This is a genomic window from Nostoc sp. LEGE 12454, assembly GCF_056620565.1.
Genome location: NZ_JBWQXL010000020.1, coordinates 12,660 through 37,489 on the forward strand (window position 1 = coordinate 12,660; position 24,830 = coordinate 37,489).

The 24,830-nt window shown below is 42.7% G+C and carries 23 protein-coding genes; 13 read left to right on the forward strand and 10 right to left on the reverse strand.

Features of this window, described 5'->3' with window-relative positions; genetic code table 11:
• Positions 1 to 37 precede the first annotated feature (37 nt).
• Positions 38 to 1,420 (reverse strand): 1-acyl-sn-glycerol-3-phosphate acyltransferase, encoded by a 1,383-nt coding sequence (locus AC1F2U_RS20420; protein WP_480262744.1) that lies wholly within the window; start codon positions 1,418 to 1,420, stop codon positions 38 to 40.
• Positions 1,421 to 1,569: 149 nt separating this feature from the next.
• Here AC1F2U_RS20420 and AC1F2U_RS20425 point away from each other — a divergent pair, with 149 nt between their 5' ends.
• Together AC1F2U_RS20425 and AC1F2U_RS20430 are read left to right on the forward strand one after the other, a co-directional pair.
• Entirely contained in the window at positions 1,570 to 3,387 is a 1,818-nt protein-coding gene (locus AC1F2U_RS20425; protein WP_480262745.1) for a proline--tRNA ligase, read from the forward strand.
• Positions 3,388 to 3,742: 355 nt separating this feature from the next.
• Positions 3,743 to 4,354, forward strand: a complete 612-nt coding sequence (locus AC1F2U_RS20430) for a GerMN domain-containing protein (RefSeq protein ID WP_480262746.1) — start codon at positions 3,743 to 3,745, stop codon at positions 4,352 to 4,354.
• A gap of 65 nt (positions 4,355 to 4,419) precedes the next feature.
• Here AC1F2U_RS20430 and AC1F2U_RS20435 read toward each other — a convergent pair whose 3' ends face one another.
• The 3 genes from AC1F2U_RS20435 to efp all read right to left on the reverse strand — a co-directional run bounded on the left by AC1F2U_RS20435 (position 4,420) and on the right by efp (position 6,053).
• Positions 4,420 to 4,767 (reverse strand): ArsR/SmtB family transcription factor, encoded by a 348-nt coding sequence (locus AC1F2U_RS20435; protein ID WP_334811386.1) that lies wholly within the window; start codon positions 4,765 to 4,767, stop codon positions 4,420 to 4,422.
• 62 nt (positions 4,768 to 4,829) lie between these two features.
• Positions 4,830 to 5,387 (reverse strand): acetyl-CoA carboxylase biotin carboxyl carrier protein, encoded by a 558-nt coding sequence (accB, locus tag AC1F2U_RS20440; RefSeq protein ID WP_480262747.1) that lies wholly within the window; start codon positions 5,385 to 5,387, stop codon positions 4,830 to 4,832.
• Between the two features lie 108 nt (positions 5,388 to 5,495).
• Complete coding sequence (gene efp, locus AC1F2U_RS20445) at positions 5,496 to 6,053, reverse strand: elongation factor P (protein WP_194042039.1); 558 nt, start codon at positions 6,051 to 6,053, stop codon at positions 5,496 to 5,498.
• Positions 6,054 to 6,255: 202 nt separating this feature from the next.
• Between efp and AC1F2U_RS20450 the strand changes: the two genes are divergently transcribed.
• On the forward strand, positions 6,256 to 7,362 hold the full coding sequence (locus tag AC1F2U_RS20450) for a peptidylprolyl isomerase (RefSeq protein WP_480262748.1): 1,107 nt from the start codon (positions 6,256 to 6,258) through the stop codon (positions 7,360 to 7,362).
• 45 nt (positions 7,363 to 7,407) lie between these two features.
• Here the strand turns inward: AC1F2U_RS20450 and AC1F2U_RS20455 are convergent, their stop codons facing one another.
• Positions 7,408 to 7,995: a Uma2 family endonuclease gene (locus tag AC1F2U_RS20455; RefSeq protein ID WP_480262749.1), complete on the reverse strand. Its 588-nt coding sequence runs from the start codon at positions 7,993 to 7,995 to the stop codon at positions 7,408 to 7,410.
• A gap of 89 nt (positions 7,996 to 8,084) precedes the next feature.
• On the opposite strand from AC1F2U_RS20455, the gene thiL reads away from it, so the two are divergent.
• Positions 8,085 to 9,107: a thiamine-phosphate kinase gene (thiL, locus tag AC1F2U_RS20460; protein ID WP_480262750.1), complete on the forward strand. Its 1,023-nt coding sequence runs from the start codon at positions 8,085 to 8,087 to the stop codon at positions 9,105 to 9,107.
• Positions 9,108 to 9,179: 72 nt separating this feature from the next.
• Here the strand turns inward: thiL and AC1F2U_RS20465 are convergent, their stop codons facing one another.
• Positions 9,180 to 10,193: a type I glyceraldehyde-3-phosphate dehydrogenase gene (locus tag AC1F2U_RS20465; protein WP_480262751.1), complete on the reverse strand. Its 1,014-nt coding sequence runs from the start codon at positions 10,191 to 10,193 to the stop codon at positions 9,180 to 9,182.
• Positions 10,194 to 10,309: 116 nt separating this feature from the next.
• Positions 10,310 to 10,960, reverse strand: a complete 651-nt coding sequence (gene nadD, locus AC1F2U_RS20470) for a nicotinate (nicotinamide) nucleotide adenylyltransferase (protein WP_480262752.1) — start codon at positions 10,958 to 10,960, stop codon at positions 10,310 to 10,312.
• A gap of 403 nt (positions 10,961 to 11,363) precedes the next feature.
• Between nadD and murC the strand changes: the two genes are divergently transcribed.
• From murC to AC1F2U_RS20490, 4 genes are all read left to right on the forward strand, one after another.
• Positions 11,364 to 12,827: a UDP-N-acetylmuramate--L-alanine ligase gene (gene murC / locus AC1F2U_RS20475; protein WP_480262753.1), complete on the forward strand. Its 1,464-nt coding sequence runs from the start codon at positions 11,364 to 11,366 to the stop codon at positions 12,825 to 12,827.
• A 123-nt stretch (positions 12,828 to 12,950) separates the two neighbouring features.
• Positions 12,951 to 13,952: a UDP-N-acetylmuramate dehydrogenase gene (gene murB / locus AC1F2U_RS20480; protein ID WP_480262754.1), complete on the forward strand. Its 1,002-nt coding sequence runs from the start codon at positions 12,951 to 12,953 to the stop codon at positions 13,950 to 13,952.
• A gap of 172 nt (positions 13,953 to 14,124) precedes the next feature.
• Positions 14,125 to 14,472 carry a YbaB/EbfC family nucleoid-associated protein gene (locus AC1F2U_RS20485; protein ID WP_099100025.1) on the forward strand — a complete coding sequence of 116 codons (348 nt, stop codon included), beginning with the start codon at positions 14,125 to 14,127 and terminating at the stop codon, positions 14,470 to 14,472.
• A gap of 90 nt (positions 14,473 to 14,562) precedes the next feature.
• Positions 14,563 to 15,042: a low molecular weight protein-tyrosine-phosphatase gene (locus AC1F2U_RS20490; protein WP_480262818.1), complete on the forward strand. Its 480-nt coding sequence runs from the start codon at positions 14,563 to 14,565 to the stop codon at positions 15,040 to 15,042.
• Positions 15,043 to 15,112: 70 nt separating this feature from the next.
• On the opposite strand, the gene AC1F2U_RS20495 is transcribed toward AC1F2U_RS20490, so the two are convergent.
• Positions 15,113 to 15,796 carry a response regulator transcription factor gene (locus AC1F2U_RS20495; protein ID WP_480262755.1) on the reverse strand — a complete coding sequence of 228 codons (684 nt, stop codon included), beginning with the start codon at positions 15,794 to 15,796 and terminating at the stop codon, positions 15,113 to 15,115.
• 655 nt (positions 15,797 to 16,451) lie between these two features.
• On the opposite strand from AC1F2U_RS20495, the gene smpB reads away from it, so the two are divergent.
• Positions 16,452 to 16,919, forward strand: coding sequence for an SsrA-binding protein SmpB (smpB, locus tag AC1F2U_RS20500; protein WP_094349892.1), 468 nt, complete (start codon positions 16,452 to 16,454; stop codon positions 16,917 to 16,919).
• A gap of 183 nt (positions 16,920 to 17,102) precedes the next feature.
• A complete protein-coding gene (locus AC1F2U_RS20505) occupies positions 17,103 to 17,387 on the forward strand; it encodes a WGxxGxxG family protein (protein ID WP_480262756.1) in 285 nt (94 codons plus the stop codon).
• A 77-nt stretch (positions 17,388 to 17,464) separates the two neighbouring features.
• Here the strand turns inward: AC1F2U_RS20505 and AC1F2U_RS20510 are convergent, their stop codons facing one another.
• Positions 17,465 to 18,883, reverse strand: a complete 1,419-nt coding sequence (locus tag AC1F2U_RS20510; protein ID WP_480262757.1) for an IctB family putative bicarbonate transporter — start codon at positions 18,881 to 18,883, stop codon at positions 17,465 to 17,467.
• A gap of 329 nt (positions 18,884 to 19,212) precedes the next feature.
• On the reverse strand, positions 19,213 to 20,766 hold the full coding sequence (locus AC1F2U_RS20515) for a GAF domain-containing sensor histidine kinase (protein ID WP_480262819.1): 1,554 nt from the start codon (positions 20,764 to 20,766) through the stop codon (positions 19,213 to 19,215).
• A 715-nt stretch (positions 20,767 to 21,481) separates the two neighbouring features.
• On the opposite strand from AC1F2U_RS20515, the gene AC1F2U_RS20520 reads away from it, so the two are divergent.
• The 3 genes from AC1F2U_RS20520 to AC1F2U_RS20530 all read left to right on the forward strand — a co-directional run bounded on the left by AC1F2U_RS20520 (position 21,482) and on the right by AC1F2U_RS20530 (position 24,613).
• Positions 21,482 to 22,675, forward strand: coding sequence for a DegT/DnrJ/EryC1/StrS family aminotransferase (locus tag AC1F2U_RS20520; protein ID WP_480262758.1), 1,194 nt, complete (start codon positions 21,482 to 21,484; stop codon positions 22,673 to 22,675).
• A gap of 124 nt (positions 22,676 to 22,799) precedes the next feature.
• Positions 22,800 to 23,708, forward strand: a complete 909-nt coding sequence (gene crtB, locus AC1F2U_RS20525) for a cyanoexosortase B (RefSeq protein WP_480262759.1) — start codon at positions 22,800 to 22,802, stop codon at positions 23,706 to 23,708.
• Between the two features lie 182 nt (positions 23,709 to 23,890).
• A complete protein-coding gene (locus AC1F2U_RS20530; RefSeq protein ID WP_480262760.1) occupies positions 23,891 to 24,613 on the forward strand; it encodes a cyanoexosortase B system-associated protein in 723 nt (240 codons plus the stop codon).
• Positions 24,614 to 24,830: the final 217 nt, after the last annotated feature.

Genomic DNA, 24,830 nt, shown 5'->3' on the forward strand with positions numbered 1-24,830 from the left:
ATAATATAAGATAATGAGTATATAAGTTCCATGTTTTTCAAATTAAACTTTCCAATGCGTGTTGTAAATGATTTGTCACCTCAGCAACCGCTTGTTTAGCACCTAAGCGATTTTCCTTATATGCTGGGTAACGCTTAGAAATAGATATAGGTTCACCCACAGTGATTTTTACTTTTTGCTTACCCAATTGTGGACGTTGTACACTTTTATCGCCTTTGATTTTAGCTATCATTTGCCATAAAATTAAAGTCGTCTCAGCAAACCTTTCTACCGTCGGTTTCTCACGAATATAATTACCAGAAACTGCCACAAAGCTTTCTACTAAACGCATGTGCCACATCCGTGCATTCGCTTCTTCGGCAACGCGATCGCCTAAAGCTTTCTCGACAGCAGATATTCCTTTTACATCCTTAAAATCTTCTCTAAAAATATAATTCCACCCAGCTTGTTCTACCCGGCGACATCGGTCACTCAAAGTACCTTTTGACTGCAAATCAAAATGCTGTTCTGATATTAGTAGCGCCGCATTCAATAAAGCTTGCAAACGAACTGCTAGTGCTTCATTTCTATCTTCGATTTCTCCTACTACTGTTTTGATATCTGACAGCTTTAGATGATAAAAGCGCGTGTAAAATTTTTCCATTAACGAAAGTAAATGTTCTGCCAAAGTCAACAACCGGGGATAAAGCGACTCTATCGAAGCCTGTTCTGGTGCATTCACAGGTAAACCACTAGCCGCTTCCATTTCACTTAAAAGATTAGCGATCGCATCCCAAGGAGCATCAACGTAACTATATTTAATCCCAACTGGTACAATTAGAACCTGTTGGTCGCGTTCAGCTTTGTGCAAATCTTCAGCACACCAAAAGCCTAATTGGGCAATACCAGGTTCTAGGGGGCTAATATTCTCTGATAAACCATTGGTAGCACCTTCTGGCGCAGCCGCCATTGGAAATTTCCCATTGGCAAACAACTCACGCGCCGAACGTAACCCCGTCCAGTCAGCCTTACCTCGCTGAATCGGAGTACCACCTAAACGAGAAGCAATCCAGCCAACGTAGGAACCTGCCCAGAGAGGAATGCCGCGATCGTAGATAAAATGAGCGTGAATGGGATGTTGTAGTGTTGTACCTTGCGATCGTGCTACCTTTGGCACGAGTTGAGACAGCAAGTAGGTCAAACAAAATGGATCGTCTGTTTTAGGATGGCGAAATGCCAGCATAAAACGGATCTTACCCTCCTGAAACTGGCGATAGAGATCCACCAGCACCTCTACGTTGTCTGCTTCAATTTGGGTAATAGGTGTTTGCCAGTTTATCCAACTGGGTAGCAACAGATGGATAAATCGTAGAAATAAAGGGTTAAACGCCGGAGGAATAAATTCTAAGGGTGGCTGTGCTTGATAAATTACATCTGCCAAGGTAGTTTTCTCCTAAAATTGCGCTCGAAAAAGGCGGAAGGCTATAAGTAAAAATGAAAAATAAATAACGCTGTGTACTTTGTACTTCATCCTTAATACTTCATACTTTAGTTGACATAGAAATTAGCGATCGAAGAAAGGCTATAAAGATGCGACTCTCACAAATGTTATTCGTTACACTCCGGGACGATCCAGCTGATGCTGAGATTCCTAGCCATAAATTATTACTCCGTGCAGGCTACATTCGTCGCATCGGTAGTGGTCTTTATGCTTATTTGCCTTTAATGTGGCGGGTATTGCAAAAAGTTTCTCAGATTGTGCGGGAAGAAATGAACGCTACAGGCGCACAAGAATGCCTCCTACCACAATTACAACCTGCTGATTTATGGAAGGAATCGGAACGCTGGGACACTTACACTAAAGCTGAGGGGATCATGTTTTCCCTAATTGACCGCCGCGAGCAACAATTAGGATTAGGCCCAACTCATGAAGAAGTAGTCACAGCGATCGCTCGTGATATGATTCGCTCTTATCGCCAGCTACCACTAAATCTCTACCAAATTCAAACCAAATTCCGCGATGAAATTCGTCCCCGCTTTGGTTTAATGCGCGGACGGGAGTTTATCATGAAGGATGCCTATTCTTTCCATGCCGATGAAGCCAGCCTCAAGGAAACTTACCAGGATATGTATAAAGCGTACAGCAATATCCTACGGCGTTCTGGTTTAGCTTTTCGCGCAGTGGACGCTGATTCTGGTGCAATTGGTGGTTCTGGTTCTACAGAATTTATGATTTTGGCAGAAGCTGGTGAAGATGAAGTTCTCTACACTGAGGATGGTAAATACGCCGCTAACGTAGAAAAGGCTGTTTCTTTACCAATTGACGCCGAAACCTCACGGTTTACAACCTATGAGAAACGCGATACACCTGGAACAGAGACGATTGAAAAGGTCTGTCAACTTCTCAACTGTTCTCCCACTCAATTGGTAAAAAATGTCCTTTATCAGACAGTTTATGATAATGGTATAACGGTATTAGTTTTGGTGAGCATCCGAGGCGATGGGGAAGTTAATGAGGTCAAATTGCAAAATGAATTGACCAAATTAGCTTCTGAGTATGGTGCTAAAACTATTATTAGTTTGAATGTACCAAATGTAGAAGCCCAGCAAGCATGGACAGCAAAATCTCTACCTTTAGGCTACATTGCGCCAGACATCGCAGATGAGTATATTAACGCCAATAAACAGATCCATCCCAAGTTTTTGCGCTTAGTGGATCAAACAGCCGTTGATTTAAAAAACTTTGTTACAGGCGCGAATGAAGCTGGCTATCACGTAGTTGGTGCTAATTGGGGTGAGCAATTTAAGTTACCAGACCGAGTAGTAGATATTCGTAAGTCAAGACCAGGCGATCGCGCCATCCATAATCCAGAACAAATCCTACAAAGCGCCCGTGGAATTGAAGCAGGTCACATCTTCCAATTAGGTACTAAATATTCCCAAGCAATGGGAGCAACTTATACCAACGAACAGGGTGAAGAAAAGCCGCTATTGATGGGTTGTTTTGGCGTGGGCGTATCACGATTAGCCCAAGCTGCCGTAGAGCAATCTTATGATAAAGATGGGATTATTTGGCCAGTTGCGATCGCACCCTACCACGCGATTATCACAATTCCCAACATAAAAGATGCTCAACAAATTGAAATCGCCCAAAAACTTTACACAGAACTCAATCAAGCGGGAATTGAAACCCTACTAGACGATCGCGACGAACGGGCTGGAGTGAAATTTAAAGATGCTGACTTGATTGGCATACCTTATCGAATTGTAACCGGACGCGCGATCGCTAATGGCAAAGTTGAAGTTGTAGAAAGAGCCACCCGTAAATCTCAAGAAATAGTCATTGATGAAGTGACAACTACACTCAAACAGTGGATTAAGGAAGCAATAGAGGGGAGAGGTAAGTAGAAAGTAGAAAATTTTTTATCCAACCTAACTTTTCACCTCATCTAGAAAGTCACACGAAAAACCTAATGCCCTTTCCACAATGGTAAGGCGGAAAATTCAAAGTCTCTCTCCTTCTAGGAGAGAGGTTTTCCAAATACTGTAAAAAATGAGATTCCCCACTCCCCAAAATTTACATAATTTGGTAGGTGACGGATTAGAAGTAAAAATTCTAAAATTGAATGAGGTACTTGCAAAATTAAAAGGCATCAAAGTCTCTTCCAGATTGTGAGAAACTCTTCAGTTACAAGTATCGTCGTTAACCAGGCTGCTCCTCACATAACTACCATATCAGCCCTCAGTTAGGAAGGTTTTGAACATGAAAGACCAACAAGGATCTAATCGTATTTCTTCAGGCGTAATTGCAGCCGTGTCAGCTGCGGTTGTAGCGGTGGGTGGCGGTGTAGCTTGGTTTACTTCACAATCCAGCAATACTCCTACACCATCAAACCCTTCTGGCCGCATCGATCAGCCAGCACAGCCATCAACTAGGCAGCCAGCTAATGAGCAAACGCCTAACGTTTATTGGCTAAGACCAACCGACAAAAATGTTACTTTGGTTCCCCAGCCTGTTAAAGTCGCTTCTATTCGATCCAACCAGCCTTTAGAAGCAGCTTTCCAAAGTTTGTTAGCAGGCCCAACAGAAGGGACAGATTCTACAACCATCCCAAAAGGAACCAAGCTTTTGGGGTTGAAAGCTGAAAATAATGAGGTTCACGTTAATTTATCTGAAGATTTTACCAGTGGTGGTGGTAGCACCTCAATGATGGGCCGTATAGGACAAGTTGTTTACACTGCAACAACTTTAAATCCCAAAGCCAAGGTGTATATTGACGTGAACGGCAAACCGTTGGATGTTTTAGGCGGTGAGGGCCTAGAGTTACAACAACCGCTAACTCGTGAAAACTTTCAAAAAGATTATCCGCTTTAGTCATTGGTCATAAGTCATTGGTTTTTCACAAATGACAACTGACAAATGACAAAGGGCAATAAGACCTAACGATTGCTATTTAACACGCGAAAATTACGGGCTTGCTGCTCCAACCTTGTGGCGAGGCGATCGCAAACCCGATTACACAAATCAAAAATCATTTGATCTTCCACCCGGTAATAGGCGCAAGTTCCTTCACTGCGGCGGCTAAGAATACCTGCTTGCCACATTACCTTCAGGTGTTTTGACACATTTGCCTGAGAAGTCTGTGTTGCCTCTACCAACTCTTGCACGCATTTTTCTTCATCCCGTAATAAGTGTAGCAGCCGCAGGCGCATTGGCTCACTTAACAGGCTGAAGTATTCAGCTACTTGTTGCACCACTTCTGGTGGTAAAGGCAACGTTTGTTTCATCAGGGTTAACCCGCAAGGACAGAAAATTTTAACAATGACTCACATCATATATACATTAATACTTAATCAGGGTTAATTCGCATCAAAGGTTGACCATATTCTACAGCGTCGCCATTTTGGAGAAGAATTTCCATCACCTGTCCAGAGACTTCGGCTTCGATTTCATTCATCAGCTTCATGGCTTCAATGATACAGACTGTTTGACCCTTGCGGACGCGATCGCCCACTTCCACAAATGCCGCTTCCCCAGGCGCAGGAGCGCGATAAAACGTTCCTACCATTGGGGAAGGCACTTCTACTAATCTCTGGTCAATGGTTGAGGGAGGATTTACTGATAACTGCATTTGTGTGCTAGTTCCAGTATTCTCAAATACACGAGATGTGGACACCTCCGTTACCTGACTTCCGCTCATCTGGTTTCCCCCAGATGAACCTGATGTCAAGCCTGAACCTACCACACCGCCTAAAGTCCCTTGACCTACCGACAACATCTGATTGCTAACGATCACAGCCTTACGGACTGTTAGCTCAAAATCATCGCTTTTGAGTATGACTTCTGCAATATCTGTTTGTGCGATAGTTGCCAGTAGTTGGCGGATTTCATTAAAGTCCAATGGCACAGTTTTTATTACCTCGACCTATCCGTAAATTAGCATTTTAAGTGTGGCAGGGAATTAATCCCTATGTAGGGATTTCAAGCGGGACTTGCATCTCCGTGGAGATGAAAGTTATTCCCTGCTGATATATTTATCTTCCTGAGTATCAACTTTGATACGTTCTCCTTGGGAAATAAATAAAGGAACCATCACAACTGCACCAGTTTCCAGAGTTGCTGGTTTTGAGCCACCTGTGGCAGTGTCACCTTTTAAGCCTGGATCTGTTTGTACAATTTCCAGAACCACAGACTTAGGTAACTCTACTCCCAGAACCTGTTCGCCCCACTTAATAACTTCAGCTTCCATACCTTCCTTCAGGTACTTGACGCGATCGCCAATTTGTTCGCGCGTTAATCTGCCTTCTTCGTAGGTTTCCATATCCATAAAGACAAACTCATCGCCTTCTTTATAGGTATGCTGCATCGTGCTTTTTTCTAGAGTGGCTTGCGGCACTGTTTCCCCTGCGCGGAACGTTTTTTCCATAACGCTCCCACTCTGGACATTTTTTAGCTTAGTTCGTACAAAGGCAGAACCTTTGCCTGGTTTGACGTGCAAGAATTCAAGCACTCGCCATACAGACCCATCCAATACAATTGAAACACCGGGTCGAAAGTCGTTACTAGAGATCATGAAACTTTCAAATTTGGGAAGACAATCGGCATTTATTGTACCCTTCTAGGGTCGTCATTGGGCATTTGTCATTAGTTTAGTGTCATTCTCATTAGTCATTTTTCCTCTGCACTAGACCTCTGCTCCACTCATCACCTAACGTGGGAAGATTATTTATGGGTTACGTCCAGTCAACAATTCACTGCTGCATTTGAGTTATCCCATGCTTAACTTATTAAAATCCTGGCTGAAGAACAGCCTAATGGCAATACTGCTGGTAACAATATTTTTAGGCATAACTACAGCTGGGTGGACTCCCTCCAGTAGCGCCGCACTGCCAGCCGGCAATGCAATTACCGACGGAAAGGCTTTGTTGCGGTATGCACTCCCGATAGATAACAAACCTGTGCGGCAACTACAAGGCAGCTTAGAGGACATCTCTGCTCAACTGCGGGCCAATCGGCGTTGGGGTGCTATTTCCAAAGACATCAGCCAAGCATCCCGCATTCTCGATAAACCTTCCCAAATCTTAACAAGCGTTCCCGCAGAACGCCAACCCCAAGCCGAAGCTTGGATTACCGAGTTGAAATCTGGGGTGGGTAAATTGGAAGAATTGGCGAACAGCAAAGATAAAGAACAAATTCTGCAAGAGAGAAATAAACTACTAAATCTCGTTACTCAGTTAGAAGAGTCAATGGTGAAACAATTTCCCTTTGAAGTGCCTGCTGAGTATAGCAACCTGCCACAACTTAAAGGTCGTGCCACTGTAGAAATTAAAACCAACAAAGGCGATTTGACCCTTGTCGTAGATGGTTACAGCGCCCCTGTAACTGCTGGTAATTTTGTAGATTTGGTACAGAGGGGTTTTTATAATGGTTTAGAATTTACCCGTTCTGAAGAATCTTACTTTCTCCAAACTGGAGATCCTGCTGGGAAAGATGTGGGTTTCATTGACCCAACAACGGGCAAATATCGCGCTATTCCCTTAGAAGTTTTAGTTAAAGGCGATAAAGCACCTACTTATGGCATTACTCTAGAAGAAGCTGGTCGTTACGTTGATATGCCAGTTCTACCTTTTTCTGCCTTTGGTGCAGTAGTCATGGCTCGTCCTGAAAGTGAAGTAAATGGTGGCTCATCACAATTTTTCTTCTTTTTGTTTGAACCAGAACTCACCCCCGCCGGACGCAACCTATTGGATGGTCGTTATGCCGTTTTTGGCTATCTCACTGAAGGAAAAGAAGTTTTGGATAAATTGAAAGCTGGTGACAAAATTGAATCAGCAACCGTGGTTCAAGGAATAGAAAATCTGGTTCAGCCGCAAGCTGCATAAGAAGACATAGGGGGCAGGAGAAGAATAATTCTTGTACAGACGCGATTAATCGCGTCTCTCCTGATTCAGATTTCCGGCGGTGAATATCCGATCGACTGCGATCGCTAATTCTGGAAAAGTCCGCGATCCAATTTGCTGGTTGGCAGTAAAAACTGTTTCTTCGTAAAATCCATCTTCCAGTAGTAACACTGAAACTTTTGTCTCCAGTGGGTCTACAATCCAATATTCAGGAACTTCTAAAGCCGCATATTCAGATCGCTTATGGCGATAGTCCCGTTTCACAGACTCTGGACTGACCACCTCGACAATTAGTAACGGTGGTGACTCAAATACTGCTGAAGCATTCAACAATTCTCTAGCTTGCTCCAGTGTCACTACACACAAATCAGTCAACCTAGATTTATTTCTACCCGTTCTCACCCCACTTTCTCGAAAACACAGCCAAGTAGAGTTACAACGTTTGATTTCTGCTTTCAAGGCAGTATCCAAAAAATCAACAATCAGAAAATGTTCAATAGTAGGTGGATTCATTAGCTCTAGCTTGCCATCCACCAGTTCATAATGGAAATCGCTACCATCATCATAGGTTAAGTACTCTTCAAATGTGATGCTGGTTACTGGTGTTGTTACCATCCCAACTGACTCCTAGACGATACCCTTATCTTAAACACTAAAGTAAATCATCAGTTTTCTTCGTAATTTTGCAACACGAAAAACCGATTGTGAACAGTGAGTTATCTTCTCGACAAGTAAAAGACATTGGCGAACAAGGTCTTTTAGAAAGATTACAGCGCTTCTGTCCTCCAGAAATTATCGGCGATGATGCAGCAGTACTTGAGACTGCACCAGGGCAATCTTTGGTTGTGACAACAGATGTGCTGGTTGATGGCGTGCATTTTAGCAACATTACCACCTCCCCAGAAGATGCTGGTTGGCGAGCTGCTGCTGCCAATTTATCAGATTTAGCAGCAATGGGCGCTTCCCCATTGGGAATAACTGTCGGGTTGGGACTTCCTGGCGAACTAAAGGTTAGTTGGGTTGAGCGACTATACCAGGGAATGACAGAATGCTTGCAAAAATACAATACCCCAATTGTTGGGGGTGATGTGGTGCGATCGCCTGTAACTACTTTGGCAATTACCGCTTTTGGTCAAGTTAACCCTAGTCAAATTATCCGCCGTTCTACTGCTGTTGTGGGTGATGCGATCGTCGTTACGGGCGTTCATGGAGCCTCAAGAGCAGGCTTAGAACTGCTTTTGCATCCCGAACTAGGACAAAACCTCAACAACGGAGAAAAGACGGCTCTAATCCGCGCACACCAACGCCCACAGCCACGATTAGATGTCTTACCAATCCTCTGGAAAATCCTAAGTCCTAACTCCCAATTCTCTATTGCTGGTATGGATAGCAGCGATGGTTTGGCAGATGCGATAATCCAAATTTGCCGTGCCAGTGGCGTTGGCGCTGTCTTAGAATACAGACAAATTCCCGTACCAAAAACTTTTAACCATTGGCTGACACCAGACCAAGCACTAAAATATGCTCTATACGGTGGCGAAGACTTTGAATTAGTGCTGTGTTTACCACAAGAACTAGCATCAGCCTTAGTGCAACATCTTGGAGAAGGTGCTGCGATCGCAGGCAGAATTACAGCCGGATCGACAGTAATATTGCACGACGAGCAAAAAAAATTCCCTGACCAAGTTCTGAATCTTAGCCAGGGATTTCAACATTTTAGTCAATAGTACTTTGTCCTTTGTCCTTTTTCTAATAACCAATAACTAATGACTAATGACCAATGACTAATGACAAATTAATTATTGCCACTTCTCAGCTACCAACTCTGCCAAATCCAAGACTCGTTGGCTGTAACCCCACTCGTTGTCATACCACGCCATAACTTTTACTAAGTCATTGCCCATAACCAAAGTCAAGCTAGCATCAACAATCGAAGAAGCATCACTACCTTGATAATCGGAAGATACTAGTTCTAGTTGGCTGTAGTCCAAAATGCCTTTAAGTGGCCCTTCGGCAGCATCTTTGAGAGCTTGGTTAACTTCTTCAGTAATAGTACGCTTCTCAACCTGAACTACGAAATCTACCATTGAGACGTTCGGGGTTGGTACGCGCAAGGCAACGCCATTTAGCTTGCCTTTGAGGTCTGGGATAACCAGCGCCACTGCTTTTGCTGCACCAGTAGAAGTGGGTACAATGTTTATCGCTGCGGCCCTCGCCCGTCGTAAATCCCGGTGAGAAGCGTCTAGCAAGCGCTGATCGCCTGTATAGCTGTGGGTGGTGGTCATCGTACCTTTGATAATGCCGAACTTATCGTTCAACACCTTGGCAATTGGTGCCAAGCAGTTGGTAGTACAGCTAGCGTTACTGATAATGTGGTGTTTGTTGTGGTCATAATCATGATGATTCACACCAACCACAAAAGTACCATCCTCGTTTTTACCAGGAGCGGTAATCAGAACTTTCTTAGCTCCAGCATTTACGTGCTTGAGCGCTCCTTCTTTGCTAGTAAATACCCCGGTTGCTTCGATAATTAGGTCAATTCCCCAATCTTTCCAGGGCAAGTTTTCGGGATTGCGATCGGATACGCACTTGATGGTTTTACCGTTGACGATGATCGAGTTATCGTCAGCACTAATCTCAGCACCTTTGATCTTGCCTAGCATTGAGTCATACTTTAGCAGGTGAGCATTGGTTCTAGGGTCTGAAGTGTCATTAATGGCGACAAGATCGATCCGACTATTCTCTCTACCCACCCAGCAACGCGCAAAGTTACGTCCAATCCGCCCGAAACCGTTGATTGCAACTCTAATCACAGTGTCTTGCCCTCTGTATTTATGCTTATATGTTGATATCGTTGACCCCAATCATATCGCAAAGGGGGGGGGCACTTTTAACCATAAAGTGTTAGATCAATAAAAAAACACATAATTTATTCAGATTTGTAAGAGTAGAGATTGTTGTTAGTGATATATGATCTGACCGATTCCGGCACTAAATAACGAATTGACTGGCGTTCGCCCTTGGCGTTGACGAAGTTATCGCGGCAAAATTTGCGAATTAGACTTGACGAAACTCCTACTAAAGGTATATTCAAGAGTTGCCAGTGAATAATCAAAGACTGCTCCTTGAGTTGTTGCTCCACTTGCTTGCAGATTAATTTGCTTTGAGTTATAGTCTCACCACCTAGCTGTCGGGGTGCGATTAACCAATCACACATTTGTGCTAATTCGTGTCCCCGGTACCAACTGGGTAAGCTTTGGAAAGTATCCAAGCCCACAATCCAGTACCAATGAGTATTTGGGTAACAAGCAGATAAGTCAATCAGGGTGTTAATGGCATAAGAAGTCCCAAAGCGATTAGTCTCCACTAGTGAGACAGTAAATGCTGGGTTATCTTTAATGGCTAATTGCAGCATTTGCACGCGATGCTCAAACAAAGCTGCTTCTTTGTGAGGAGGGTTTAGGGATGGCACCCAAATTACCTTTTCAAGGCATACCTGATGCAAAGCTGTCTCGGCTACGAGCAGGTGTCCCCAATGAATTGGATCGAATGTGCCACCAAAAATTGCTAGTTGCTGCATCCAGATAAGCCTGGGTTATATGCAATTGAAAAATAGTTTCATTACCAATGTACTATTGTACTCAATTCACGCCTAAACTTGATGCAATTTCAAATTAGTTTCACTAAACAATGTATTATGTAGCCAATTCCAGTAAGGTAGCCAAAAATATGTATTTGACATTACAAGAATTTCTTTCCCGATGCAGCCAAAATTTTCAGAATAATCTTAAGAACAGTTCCGAAATAGCAAAAACCTCCAACCAAGGTAAAATCATTCTCAACCAGGAAAGCCAGAGCAGAAACATCATTTGGGCATCAAACATGAACATGATACAGGAGTAGTTACGGTAAAAATCAAATTCCTGTTATGATACGCGTGTCATTTGTGATTATGGTGTGGTGTGGTGTAAAAGGAGTAATAAATGACTAATTCTGTAGATTTTAGTGGTAGACCATTTCATTTCATTGGCATCGGTGGCATAGGTATGTCTGCTCTGGCATACGTTCTTGCAAAGCGTCAATTTCCAGTATCAGGTTCGGATCTTCGTCCTAACCACATTACGCACAAGTTGGAATCTATCGGTGCTCATATTTTTGGTAAACAAGAGGCAAGCAATCTCGAATTCTTTCAACCTCAGGTATTAGCTAATCCAGTAGTATTAAATTCACCAGAACAATTACCTACTGCTACTAAGTCAAAACTGCCTCAAGTTATTTGTTCAACAGCAATTAACACTAATAATTTAGAATACAAAGCAGCGCTGGAATTAGGTTGTCCAGTTTTACATCGTTCAGATGTCCTAGCAGCTTTAATTGCGGATTACTACAGTATTGCAGTGGCCGGAACCCACGGCAAAACTACAACTAGTAGTATGATAGGCTATATGCTTCTGGAAGCAGGCCTAGACCCAACAATTATAGTCGGTGGCGAAGTCAATGCTTGGGAAGGCAATGCTCGATTGGGACACAGCCAATATTTGGTAGCGGAAGCAGATGAATCAGATGGTTCTTTAGTAAAACACGCTCCTGAAATTGGCATCATCACCAATATTGAACTCGATCATCCCGACCACTACGATACATTAGAAGAAGTCATTGACACCTTCCAGACATTTGCTAAGGGTTGTAAAACTTTAATAGGTAGCATTGACTGTGCGACAGTGCGCGATCGCTTGCAACCCACAATTACCTACAGCTTACACTCAGATACTGACGCTGATTACACCGTCACCAATATTGATTATCGTGCTGATGGTACCACGGCTTTGGTTTGGGAAAAAGGCAAAGCTTTGGGCGTGTTGACATTGAGGTTGCTCAGTCGGCACAATCTCAGCAATGCCCTAGCCGCAGTAGCTGTTGGTCGCGCTTTGGGCTTAGAATTTGGAGCAATTGCCAAAGGTATCGCCACTTTTGAAGGAGCAAGACGACGCTTTGAGTTCCGAGGCGAAGTCAATGGCATTACCTTTATTGATGACTATGCTCATCATCCTAGCGAGATTCGCGTTACTCTCGCCGCAGCACGTTTACAGGCAAGACCAGGGCAAAGAGTGGTTGCCATCTTCCAACCCCATCGCTATAGTCGTACACTGACCTTTTTAGATGAATTTGCCGAGTCATTTACTCATGCTGATTTGGTGGTGCTGACTGATATTTACAGTGCAGGCGAACCTAATTTAGGGCAAATTAGTGGTGAACGTCTAACGGCGGAAATTGCTAAACAGCATTCGCAGGTAGTTTATCAACCAACTTTAACAGCAGTGTGTGAGTACTTGCTACAAACACTACGCCCAGGAGACTTGGCGCTGTTTTTGGGGGCTGGAAATTTGAACCAGGTGATTCCAGAAGTAATTACGACACTTTGTGAGCCTGCTAAAGCCACATCCTAAGTCGAGACTTTGCGAAGTTTTATTTTTGAGCAAAGCGCTCCTCTCGCAACGGTTTCATCTGTGAACTCTATTACCGTATCTTTGCGGTAAATAAATGTAAAAATTTTACCAAAAAAAGTAAAGATGACCATTTCCCAGGCAGCTGGAAACGTCTGCACAGTTTCTGCTTTGAATACAAAGAAACCCCAAATAACTAATTCGGTGGAGAGTGAAGTAATCTACTTACCCAATACTGATTGTGCGCTCAAGTCCCAGGCTTGTTTGTCAGCGTTTACTTCCTATAGAGTTGGGGGAGCCGCTGATTTATACGTTGCCCCCCGAAACTTAGAAGCACTGCAAGCAAGTCTTAAATACGCCAAAGAACGCGATCTAAAGGTGACAACACTGGGAGCAGGTTCTAACTTGCTCGTGAGTGATGGTGGTATATCAGGCTTAGTCATTGCTACTCGTCATCTCCGCTTCAGCAACTTTGACCCCCAAACTGGTCAATTAACCGTTGCTGCCGGAGAATCAATTCCTAGCTTGGCGTGGGCGGCAGCAGAATTAGGGTGGCAAGGATTGGAGTGGGCTGTTGGTATCCCTGGAACAGCAGGAGGTGCCGTAGTGATGAACGCAGGGGCACATAATAGCTGTATCGCAGATATGTTAGTTAGTGCCCAAGTACTTTCACCCGATGGTACGTTGGAAACTCTTACCCCGGAACAGTTAGGTTATGGCTACCGGACTTCATTATTGCAAGGTGGCGATCGCATAGTCACCCAAGCCACCTTACAACTCGCGCCAGGTGCAGACCCAGCAAAAGTTGTGGCAATTACCAAAGAACACAAAAAGCATCGGTTAAGCACTCAACCATACAACTTCCCCAGTTGTGGCAGTGTGTTTCGCAATCCCAAACCTTACAGTGCTGGCTGGTTAATTGAACAAACTGGTCTAAAAGGCTACCAAATTGGTGGAGCACAAGTAGCACTACTACATGCTAATTTTATCGTCAATCGTGGTGGAGCAAAAGCTAGTGATATCTTCTGTCTCATTCGCCACATCCAACATCAAGTACAAGAACGTTGGTCAATTAATTTAGAGCCAGAAGTCAAAATGCTCGGAGAGTTTCAAGGTGCTTGTGGATAAAAAATGGGGAATGGGGAATTGGGAGATCGGGGAGAAGAATTAATAACCAATGTCCTACTCCCTACTCCCCACTCTATGACGCATTAATTATTGGTAAAAAAAGAGTCAAATTACTTACCGCATCTATAATTGAATTTGATTTGTTATTCAACGCATACGCGTACAAATAATTATGACAGGAAAAGGACAGGGATTCGGCTTTGGCTTAGGAAAAATGAAAGAATTAGCCGAAGCTTTTAAGAAAGCGCAGCAAGTTCAAGAAGGCGCAAAGCGACTCCAAGAAGAATTGGAGCAAATGGAGATTCAAGGAGAATCTGGCGGTGGTCTTGTAAAGGTGATTGTCAGTGGGAACCAAGAACCCAAGCGGGTAGAAATTTCTCCAGATGCTTTAGCAGAAGGTGCAGAAGTACTTTCCGATCTTGTAACAGTGGCAATGAAAGAAGCCTACAACAAGTCCACAGCAACAATGCGGGAACGCATGGAAGAATTAACCAGTGGGTTGGAGTTACCTGGATTTTAATCATTGGTCATTGGTCATTAGTCATTAGTCATTAGTCATTAGTCATTGGACAAAGGACAAATGACTATTGACAAAGGACAAAGTATATCTATGCCTTACAAGTTGCTGTTTGTCTGCTTAGGTAACATCTGCCGATCGCCATCGGCAGAAAATATCATGAATCATCTAATTGAGCAGGCTGGCTTGAGCGAACATATCCTCTGTGACTCTGCTGGTACATCTAGCTATCACGTTGGTAGCTCACCTGACAGACGCATGAGTGCCGCGGCTGCTACTAAGTTGGGAATTAAACTGCGTGGTCGAGCACGCCAGTTTGAAAAGTCAGACTTTCAAGACTTTGATTTGATTTTGGCTATGGATCGAGAAAATTATGAGAACATCCTCACTCTCGATCGAACTAAGCAATATCAGCATAAAGTGCGTTTGATGTGCGAGTTTTGCTCTCGACACACTCTAAAGGAAGTTCCAGATCCCTATTATGGTGGTCAAGAGGGATTTAATCAGGTTATTGATTTACTGATCGATGCTTGTGAAGGTCTGCTGACAAAAGTTAAAAGTGAAGAGTTATGAGTGAAGAGTCAGGAGTTTTAATTCCTCACTCCTGCACAGACGCGATTAATCGCGTCTCTACTCCTAACTTTTATTCCACTAAACCATGCTTCATCGCAAAACGGACTAATTCCGCGCGGTTGCTGGTTGAGGTTTTCCTCAATAAACTGCTCACGTACTTTTCCACAGTTCGAGGACTCAGGTGTAGCTGATGACCCATTTCGGCATTAGAAAGACCATGAGTCAATAACTCTAAGACTTCCTGTTCTCTATGAGTTAGGGCTGAGTGCAGATGAGATTTTTGAATTTGAGTGGACAGAGAATTATGGGCATCCTCCGCTTTTTTCAAGCCGGAAATGCCCAAACTGTCTTTATGAGAAAAACGATATTCTGATTGGATAATTTGCGATCGCTCCAAAAGATTGCGGATTGCTGCTGCTAACTCTTCCAGTTCAAAAGGCTTGGGTAAATATAAATCGCACCCTGACTGGTAGCCCAAAATTCTTTCTTGGGTCTTAATGCGTGCCGTTAATAAAATTACAGGCAATAAACGAAACACTGGTTGTTGACGCACCCGGCGCACCAGTTCATAGCCATTCATCCGTGGCATAACAATATCCGTGACAATCAAATCAGGATGATACTCATCCACCATAAACAAAGCCTCTTGACCGTCATTAGCCGTAATCACAGAGTAGCCAGACAGTTCAAGATAGTCGCTAACAGACAGACGAGTGCCCAAATCATCATCCACTACAAGGATCGTCAAGGGCATGGATAATACACCCCTAGCATTTTTTTACTCAGAAATTTGCTTTTATCTACTCCGTTAACGAACACAGACAATAATAGTGTTCTTATGTTTCATACTATGACAGGATTACCAGCTAATGACTGCTCTCAGGGTTTATTTATAAAGGAAATCTTAAATCATTAGGAGGGTTAATGAAGTGTAACTACCTTAGACTCCCTGTGCTTAAGAGGCATAGAGAGCTTTGTAATTTGTAACAACTCATTATCATTAGCGCCATATTAATTCTTTGTCAGGACTTATGCAAAAAGGGAGTGAAAATTTTGATTTTCTGTAGAGACAATTTATGTAAACGCCAAGAAGCAAGTTACGTGGAGTTTTCGTAGATAAGCGGCTTTCCACAGGGTATTACCTCTACTTGATGTGTAAGTCCTATTTGTGAAACTGCACAAAATCAGGCTTGGTGAGACAAGTTGCTCAAGCAACTTGTTCTATGAAATCTTAGAGGTAATCGGTATCAGCTAACTTAAAAGTTGCCAGAAAACCTTAATTGTGAACTTAGAAAAGCTAAATTAGTGATATACAGTTCACCATTTATAGCGGTTCTAAGATACACCGTATAATTCACAAGCCAATCCAAATAATTTTTTAGGTACATTTAAAGCACACAAAATTATCAATGAGCGACAAGAACGAAGGTTACAAAGTTATTTGCGACAACCGTCAAGCCCGTTATTTGTATGAAATTCTAGAAACTTACGAAGCTGGAATTGAGTTGACAGGAACAGAGGTGAAGTCGATTCGCGCGGGTAAAGTCAATCTCCAAGATGGCTATGCTTTGCTTCGCAATGGTGAAGCATGGTTGATCAATGTGCATATCTCGCCTTACAACGCTAGTGGACAATATTTTAATCACGAACCAAGGCGTACACGCAAGCTTCTATTGCATCGTCAAGAACTCCGTAAGCTAATTGGCAAAGTCGAGCAGCAGGGTTTAACTTTAATCCCTTTGAAAATGTATCTCAAACGAGGCTGGCTAAAAGTGAGTATAGCTCTTGGCAAAGGTAAAAAGCTGCACGATAAACGAGAAGACCTGAAACGACGCCAAGACCAGCGTGATATTCAACGGGCCATGAAAAGTTATTGAGGATTCAGTGTTGCTAAACTACTACAGCAAGAATGAGAAACAGACTGCTGTGAAAACCATGTTGTATGTCTACAGCGTGAGTTATGAAAATGCCGAGTTTATAGCCGCAGATTGATTTTGTTAAGGTTGAGAATCGATACAGTGGTGAGTGACTTCAAATAGCATCAGGAACTTTCACAACTTATGAAAAGTAATTTCATTACCGCTGTTGGCGCTGGCGTTCTCACCTTGAGTATGGGAATTTTACCTTTAACTCTATCTGCACAAGCTCAGACAACTAATGACACTGGAGCCACTACTACTGCTCCAACAACGACTACTGACAATAATCGCAACGATTTTGATTGGGGTTGGCTGGGATTGCTTGGTTTACTCGGTCTAGGCGGGTTGGCTGGCAAAAAGAACGATCGCGAACCTGTAGCTTATCGCGACCCTAATGCCCCAAGTGCCACTACCTACAGAGACTAGATAATTCAAAATTTATTTATGCAAAATTCAAAAGTTGTCAGTTGTCCGGTAAGAAAACAACTGACAACTTATTTATGTTAATTTACTGCTGGTTCTGAGTTAGTTGAATTTGTCTGGCTTTGAGCTAAAGGTGTCCAGTAGCTGGCAATTAAGGCAACGATCAGCCACCAGAGGGTATTGACTTCAGGACGATACCAGACAGTATCTACGGTGCCGTGAGCTAGCATACCCAACAAAATAGCGATCGCTCCGATTAACCAAAATCCTTCTATACTTCTGATTTGTCGCAATCGTCGCACTTGCAAAAGTGCTGTATTAAATGTGACAATTATTAGCCAGAGAAAGCAGGCTAAACCAACAAAACCAGTTTCTACAGTCACTTCAAACAATATAGAATAGGCGCTCAAAGCAGTGTAACGAGGGCGTTGGTAGAGGGGATAAACTTTATTAAAAGAGTTGTGACCAGGCCCAATGCCGAAAATCGGGCGATCGCGAATCATTTCAAATACAGCATCCCACACATTTCGGCGAAAATTATTACTGCTATCCTTACGGTCAGCAAAAATACTAAACACTCGCAGCCGGACTGGCTCTACAAATATCACTGCTAGAACCAATACGCCGATCAAACCTCCTAAAACAATCGGTATTGACCAAGTACGCCAAAAACGAGGCATTTCCACGCTTTTCCAAAAAAGTAGCAATGCCATCACAGCTAACACTGCCACCACTAGTCCAATCCAACCGCCACGACTAAAAGTCAGAATCAGGCAGGAACTATTGACAATTAGCATCGTTAATGCAAGAGCTTTTTTAGGCCAGCTTTGCCATGCAAAAATTGCCACTAAGCTAAAAATTACTGCTGGTAAGAGGTATCCAGCCAATAAGTTGGGATTGCCTAAATAACTGTAGACTCTTGTAGTCTTAGACATAGGAGATTCTGGATCAACCCAAGTTGCCAATGCTGTGGCTCCAAAAAACCATTGCCGCAACCCATATACACTAACAATTAACGATACGTGCAGATAAAGGATGATAATCCAAGAACGGAGGCGAGGCGACCTTAATACCCTGGCACAAAGGACAAATAGTAGCAAATACAAGGTCAAGGTTCCCAAGTCGTTAAGTGCCGCCTTTTTCACTGGTGATAATGCTGTTGCGATTGCGGCAACTCCCCAGTAGAGCAATACCAGTAAGTGAATGGGAGTGACTGACGAGACATTTGCTGGTGTTACTTCATCAGATAAAGTCAACAACAGCCAAAATCCGACACAAGCCACCAGCAAAAAACCCACCAATGTACTCGAAGCAAAAGGTGCTAGAGCATATATTAAGCTGAGTAAAGCTGCTGCGATCGCATCTCCCCATTGAAGCAAGACGCTAGTTTGCCGCCAAGAACTTAGCAGTCCCACCAGAGAGCGGTGTACATAACTGGTAGCAAAATATTCTTTGAGCGGTAAAGTTGATAGAGTAAATCGTTGCCAGACTAAATTCATAAAAAACATTGCGATCGATTAGCCTGCCGACGCAGAACTTGGAATCGATCATAATGCCTATAGCTATAAAAAGGTAATAACAGAAATTGCCCATCGCGTGATGGCGCTTCTATTCCTGGCCATCAGCCAATAGAAAGTTAAGAATAGTTCTTCATATACTTAGTACAGCTTGATGTAAAATAGTGGCGAATTGAGGGTTGAAATTTAAAGGCATAGGTAAGCGCAGAAGCACACAGAGAATTAATCAAATCTAGATAGAAAATACGTCTTTCCCAATCTCCATTACCCCTTATCCCCAGAGGGGGCCCCACCTTCCCCAATTCCCACAATTAGACATCGCTAATTGCTTGTGAGGAAGTCGCTAGTTGCAGTGGTAAAGAAAGCACATAACGATATCCTGATTCTGGTGAACCTTGAATCAAAATATGTCCACCATGTAATTCTGCCAGTTGACAGCTTAGTAATAGACCTAAGCTTTCACGAGAAAGACTTCCATGTGATTTAGCTAAATTTATACCTGAGCTAGTAGCAAAGAAATTTGAGTGGGAATCACTCAAGTTTTTGGAATTTTCCACTGCTACTGATGAAGTATCTAGTTGTTCTTGTCTTTCTGTATGAGTATTGTAAGTTGCTACCTCACCTGTAAGCTCCAGCAGTGACAAAGAATTGAGACGGAAGTAAGGATCTACCTCTGTTATCCCGTCCCCTAACCAGGGATGGGAAACCCAAATAGTAATGTTGAGCGTATCTTCTTTGTAAGAAACATGAATGCGAACAATGCTACCTGTAGCTGAAAGTTGAATCACACTGAAAACCAGATGATAAAGCATTTGCCGCACCTTGTCTTTATCTAAAGGCCAAATGCGACTGCGTCCCGGTTCTATAGACAGGCGAATATCTTGTTCGCGACGATTAGCTACTTCTTCGAGGGTATTGATAGCTTGTTGGCATAGCATTTCAATATCCACGGGAGCTAGATTTAGCACAGTTGAGTTTTCATCCATCGCTCCTAGTTCGGTAATTTCGTTTACTAGGGAAAGTAAGTACCGACCACTGTGTTGGATAATTTCTAAATATTCTCTCTGTTTAGTCGTCAAAGGCCCATAAATCTCACGTCCTAAAACACTAGCCATACCGAGTACAGATGTTAAGGGCGTGCGTAACTCCTGAGTTAGCTGACTCAAAAGTTCTAGCTTCAGTTGCTTAGTAGAAACAGAGTCGCTATCTTGAGTGGATGCAGTGATTTTAATCTCAGTGTTACGTTCCTCATTCAGTGAAAATATCGGAACGTTCTTGGCAGCGCTTGATTCGAGTTTGCCTTGCAGGAGTCTATTACGTTCAAATTCACTCATGCTCCAACGAGCAATGATTTGTAAAAACTCAATATCTCGCGTTGTAAAATTGCGCGGGACTAAATCCATTACCGCTAATGCACCTAAACAATGTCCCTCAGCATCAATTAATGGCGCTCCTAAGTAAGCACGAATACCATAATCTTGCACTAACTTGCTGCCAGCAAGTACTGGATCGGTAAGTTTATGCGTATCATTAATGACAAACACTTGAAAGCTGTCTACTACCTGAGTGCAAAATGATTCCCGGCGTAGTAGTTGGCGGCTTTGTGCCAAATGATTCATTAGTCCTAGTCTAGATAAGCCTATCGCCGATTTGAACCAGTGGCGTTCTTGATCCACAAATCCCAATATCGAAATTGGTGCTTCCAAAAAGTGGGCAGCAGTCTGTGTGGCTTCTTCAAAAACCGGAATCGTTTCTGGTTGCCGCAAACCTAAATCGGACAAAGCTTTGAGGCGTTGCTGTTCTCTTGATTCATGAGAATCCCAACCATCCTTTAGGGCAAATAATTTGTTTTCAGGCTCTATCATTGCCACTGCTACCTTAATAATTTCTCTATCGTGTTAATTGATCCAAGTCCTATTTCTAGGTTATCAATTGCTATTTTTAAGCATTCCCTAATTTTGCCTCTGACAAACAAATTTAGGGCAAAAATTTTTTCTCCCTTGCATTAAGCCAAGATGTGGTGTCTGCTAGTTACTAGTTACTGGTGCTGAATGTTCTTTATTTGGCACTGATGTAGTCTTTATTGCTTGAGATTTTCCAATCAGACTGCGTTAGATTTGAATTCAGCCAGGGTAAGCTAATGCTAAGGATACAATACAAAGGGGCTATCATTCTTTATGTATATAAGGGAAATTTTGACTGGAACATTCAAGGTAAATTTACTTAAAAAAATAGATGTTACTGTAATAAAATATAGATATTTTACTGATAACAACTAGCACCTAGAGATGATAATCCTAGTGCAGGATGACCTAAATAGGCTAACCATATCCCTACGGATTAGCAAACTAGCAAATTATTGAAAAGCCTAGTTTCTGAACTTTTTGAATTTTGAGAGAAGTCTGATGGCAACTTCGGGCGCTCAAATTAAGAGGGCGTAATTTTGAAAACCATAACCGACTAAATAATCGATCTAAACCTTTATCCAATAGATTAAATCTATGACAATTTCATACCGAAAATTGTACAAGGTTTTCTATTTTTTCCATGTGAGGAAACATTTTTTGAGGACGATTGGTAATGAATAAAATGACTATTAGAGTTCCTTTTGTAGACCTAAAGTTACAACATGAACCAATTCAAAAGCAATTGCAAGACGCAATCCAATCTGTATTGGAACGGGGAGATTTTATTTTAGGGCAAGCACTTTCAGATTTTGAAGCAGCATTTGCGGCAGTATCTGGTACGGCTTATGGAGTTGGTGTGGCATCAGGTACAGATGCGATCGCTTTGGGATTACAAGCGTGTAATATTGGTGCTGGCGATGAAGTAATTTTACCCGCAAATACTTTTATCGCCACCTTAATTGGGGTAATACGTGCTGGCGCCAAGCCAATTTTGGTAGATTGCGATCGCCAAACTGCTTTAATTGACTTAGAAGCCGCAGCAAAGGCAATTACACCTCAAACCAAAGCAATTATCCCCGTGCATCTCTATGGTCAAATGGTATCACCACGCGATCTAGTGAACTTTGCCGATACCTACAAACTCCTAATTTTTGAAGATGCCGCCCAAGCACATCTTGCTCAAAGAGACGGATATTACGCTGGTTCAGTAGGAATAGCAGCAGCTTTTAGTTTCTATCCCAGCAAAAATTTGGGAGCATTTGGGGATGGGGGAATGCTGCTGACACGAGATTCAGATGTAGCCCAAAAGATGGTGCGCTTGCGAAATTATGGTGCATCGCAAAAGTATTTTCATACTGAACCAGGTACTAATAGCCGCTTGGATACTTTGCAAGCAGCAATTTTGCACAAAAAACTACCATATTTGCCCCAGTGGAATCGCGATCGCCTGACTATTGCCCAGCAGTATGATAGTGAACTAGCACCCTTAGCAACTGCTGGGATTATTCCTATAGAAAATCAAAGTGATACAGGACACGTTTATCATCTTTATGTGATTAAAGTAGATGATTCTTGCCCAATAGAACGCCAGGAACTCCAAGAAAAACTCACAGCCGCGGGGATTCAAACTGGTATTCACTACCCAATTCCTTGTCATCTCCAGCCAGCATTCACCAACTTAGGCTATCAACCGGGAGATTTTCCCCAAGCAGAGAAGTTGTCAAAGCAAATATTATCATTACCGATGTATCCTGGTTTGAGTAGTAGCCAAGTTAAAGAAGTTGTAGCAGCGATCGCCAATGCAGTCTCAACAAGTTATCAGGCAGATAATCTATCTCCTGCCGACCTTGGCAGCGTGGTAGCCTGAAGTTAATTCATACTTAATGTACATCTAAAAATTAGACATTTGTCCTTTGTCATTTATCCTTTGCAAATGACCAATAACCAATGACCAATGACTAATAACCAAAGTTTTTGAATTACTTAAAATTATGGCACTCCAGCAACAGGTTAAAAATATAAACGCATCAGGCTTGTTAAATCTAGCTATTTTAGGCGTTTTGCTGCTGCTTTATGCTCCAATATTGCTACACTGGTTGGATGGTTGGCTGCACAAAAATATCAGTACAGAACACGAATATTTCAGCCACGGAATTATTGGTCTACCATTTGCGGCTTATCTGGGCTGGATGAACCGGAAAAAGTGGAAACGTTTGCCAGATACCATCAATCCTTTGGGCGCTGTTTTATTGTCATTAGGGGCAGTTTTTTATCTTAGCGGTGTTACAGAGTGGGTCAACCTATCCTTGCCCGTGATATTAATTGGCTTATGCTTGTGGTTTAAGGGAATAGCGGGTTTGCAATTACAAGGATTCTCTCTACTACTAGTATTTTTAGCAACCCCAACAGCATTACCCTATCTTATTGCTCCCTATACTTTGCCTCTCCAAAGCTTCATCGCTGGCACAGCAGGTTTCATATTGAATCAATTTGGGATGGAAGTAACCGTAGATGAGATCAATCTTTACGTGGGAGGACGGATTGTAGAAGTTGCTCCCTATTGTGCAGGACTGAAAATGTTGTTTACGACTATCTACGTGGGCTTGATGCTGCTTTATTGGACAGATGCTTTATCTTCACGACGAACAACTATATCGTTTTTATCTCTTGCTGCGATCGTTAGTATTATTGCCAATATCATTCGTAATACTTTACTGACTTTCTTTCACGGCACGGGTCAAGAAGCGGCTTTTAAATGGCTGCATGAGGGTTGGGGTGGCGATCTCTACTCTGCTTGTATGCTGGTGTCACTAGTGCCCTTACTGAATTGGATTAATAACTATTTTTCAGCCTCTCTAGAAACTGAGCAAGAGGCAGAAGTTAGAGGTATTGGGGATTAGGCAGAGGAGCGAAGGAGCGGAGGAGCAGAGGAGAAAATTTTCTGCAACTTCTCCCCTGTTCTCCACTCTTCACTCCCAACTCCTTTAATTTTTCATCACTTATACGTAAGTCCTAAATATTACTGAACTCACAATGTGATTTTATAAAGTAAGATTTTGCCTAAGTATTGCAAATTTTACTGATGATTTCCTTCTCTAAATTTTTCAAGGAAAACCAATTGACTCAGGTAGCAGCACTTTTGTTATTGCTACTGCTACTAGCAATGGCGGGGGTTCCCGGATATCTGACAGGACACTGGCAATGGAAACAACCGCCCCCTGTTCCTACTCTCCACGAATTAAAACAGATCCGCAAGACTGGGTTAACCCTTCCTGGTTGGCAAACCATTGAACAAGCAGAACAGCAAATTGGCGAACATAATTGGTCTTTGCAGGTAATTAAAAAAGAAGGTTCCGAATCCCAAGCAATTCTGCTTTTGTTGCCGCAAAATGGGCCTATGGATCAACCAGAGGTAGAGTGGACAGACGTTAACGGCTGGGGAAGGTCGCGCTGGGGAAAGTGGGATATAGCTCAATCTCGTTCTGCACAATTTACTGTGAAACCATCTGCAAAGTTGGCTTCTAACGTCGAAACTAAAGTAGAAGCTAGGTTTTTTCGCGCCTCCACACCACAGCAAACCTTCGCTGTTTTGCAATGGTACGCGATGCCAGACGGCGGAAATCCATCACCTTTTCACTGGTTCTTGGCAGATCAACTGGCACAGTGGCGCAAGCAACGCACTCCTTGGGTTGGCGTGAGCATTCTGATTCCAATGGAACCTTTGGGGCAGGTAGAAACATCTTGGTCTTTAGCTCAGTCTATTGGGGAAACAGTTCAAGCTGCATTAATGGCAGGCCCTCTCTAGAGTCTGTTATAGATGCTCTTGTGCAGAGATTCATCAAGAGTATCTCTATAAATTGTGTCAGGCTGAAACTCACTTAAAATGATGTTAACAATATGAAGTTGGAAATTAAATTTAGCAAAATTATTCTCTTTCTCTTGGTAAATACTTGTAGATAAAAGAGACATCCAAGGCATTTTTAGAGTAAAATAACCATTCGGCGCGACTAATTTCTATATCA

What these genes read in the sequence shown, in the direction of transcription:
- AC1F2U_RS20455 (WP_480262749.1), bottom strand. Translation starts at nt 7,995, where the DNA reads ATGGTAACAACACCAGTAACCAGCATCACATTTGAAGAGTACTTAACC.
- AC1F2U_RS20430 (WP_480262746.1), top strand. Translation starts at nt 3,743, where the DNA reads ATGAAAGACCAACAAGGATCTAATCGTATTTCTTCAGGCGTAATTGCA.
- crtB (WP_480262759.1), top strand. Translation starts at nt 22,800, where the DNA reads ATGGCACTCCAGCAACAGGTTAAAAATATAAACGCATCAGGCTTGTTA.
- AC1F2U_RS20505 (WP_480262756.1), top strand. Translation starts at nt 17,103, where the DNA reads ATGAAAAGTAATTTCATTACCGCTGTTGGCGCTGGCGTTCTCACCTTG.
- AC1F2U_RS20515 (WP_480262819.1), bottom strand. Translation starts at nt 20,766, where the DNA reads ATGATAGAGCCTGAAAACAAATTATTTGCCCTAAAGGATGGTTGGGAT.
- AC1F2U_RS20435 (WP_334811386.1), bottom strand. Translation starts at nt 4,767, where the DNA reads ATGAAACAAACGTTGCCTTTACCACCAGAAGTGGTGCAACAAGTAGCT.
- efp (WP_194042039.1), bottom strand. Translation starts at nt 6,053, where the DNA reads ATGATCTCTAGTAACGACTTTCGACCCGGTGTTTCAATTGTATTGGAT.
- AC1F2U_RS20450 (WP_480262748.1), top strand. Translation starts at nt 6,256, where the DNA reads ATGCTTAACTTATTAAAATCCTGGCTGAAGAACAGCCTAATGGCAATA.
- AC1F2U_RS20490 (WP_480262818.1), top strand. Translation starts at nt 14,563, where the DNA reads ATGCCTTACAAGTTGCTGTTTGTCTGCTTAGGTAACATCTGCCGATCG.
- AC1F2U_RS20530 (WP_480262760.1), top strand. Translation starts at nt 23,891, where the DNA reads ATGATTTCCTTCTCTAAATTTTTCAAGGAAAACCAATTGACTCAGGTA.
- murB (WP_480262754.1), top strand. Translation starts at nt 12,951, where the DNA reads ATGACCATTTCCCAGGCAGCTGGAAACGTCTGCACAGTTTCTGCTTTG.
- AC1F2U_RS20520 (WP_480262758.1), top strand. Translation starts at nt 21,482, where the DNA reads ATGAATAAAATGACTATTAGAGTTCCTTTTGTAGACCTAAAGTTACAA.
- AC1F2U_RS20425 (WP_480262745.1), top strand. Translation starts at nt 1,570, where the DNA reads ATGCGACTCTCACAAATGTTATTCGTTACACTCCGGGACGATCCAGCT.
- nadD (WP_480262752.1), bottom strand. Translation starts at nt 10,960, where the DNA reads ATGCAGCAACTAGCAATTTTTGGTGGCACATTCGATCCAATTCATTGG.
- AC1F2U_RS20485 (WP_099100025.1), top strand. Translation starts at nt 14,125, where the DNA reads ATGACAGGAAAAGGACAGGGATTCGGCTTTGGCTTAGGAAAAATGAAA.
- smpB (WP_094349892.1), top strand. Translation starts at nt 16,452, where the DNA reads ATGAGCGACAAGAACGAAGGTTACAAAGTTATTTGCGACAACCGTCAA.
- AC1F2U_RS20495 (WP_480262755.1), bottom strand. Translation starts at nt 15,796, where the DNA reads ATGCCCTTGACGATCCTTGTAGTGGATGATGATTTGGGCACTCGTCTG.
- murC (WP_480262753.1), top strand. Translation starts at nt 11,364, where the DNA reads ATGACTAATTCTGTAGATTTTAGTGGTAGACCATTTCATTTCATTGGC.
- AC1F2U_RS20510 (WP_480262757.1), bottom strand. Translation starts at nt 18,883, where the DNA reads ATGAATTTAGTCTGGCAACGATTTACTCTATCAACTTTACCGCTCAAA.